Source organism: Neisseria sp. P0021.S007 (assembly GCF_051956855.1).
On sequence record NZ_JBQCXA010001777.1, the window covers coordinates 1 to 436 of the forward strand.

Annotated in this window: 1 pseudogene; it reads left to right on the forward strand. The window is 46.6% G+C overall.

The features are described 5' to 3' along the window. Nucleotides 1–436, forward strand: a pseudogene (locus tag ACTHUR_RS21410) (recombinase); the annotation flags it as partial.

Sequence of the window (436 nt, forward strand, 5' to 3'; positions counted from 1 at the left end):
GTAAAAGTTGCCCACTTGCTCGAACGCCTGCAACAAACCATAGACCGCCTGAAATTGTTGACCAATATTCAAATCGAAACTAGCCGTACCCGCTTAACTGTCAATTTGATGAATGCGATGATTTATGCGGCGGTGGAGCAATACAGCACCCGCCACTTGCGTAAAAGCAGTATCCGAATGCTGGCACGCAGTATTACGGAAAACAAAAGTCATCATGGCGAGCATTACATTACGCGCAACCGTAGCGAATATTTCAAAGTGTTTTATTCCGCAGCGGGCGGTGGCGTAGTTATTGCTTTGATGGCATTGAATAAAATCCATATTCCGTCTTTGGGGTTCGGCGAGTTTACGACTTCATTCCTTGCCGGACTTAACTACGGCTTAGGCTTTATGCTGATTCATATGCTGCACTGCACTGTTGCGAACAAGCAGCCAG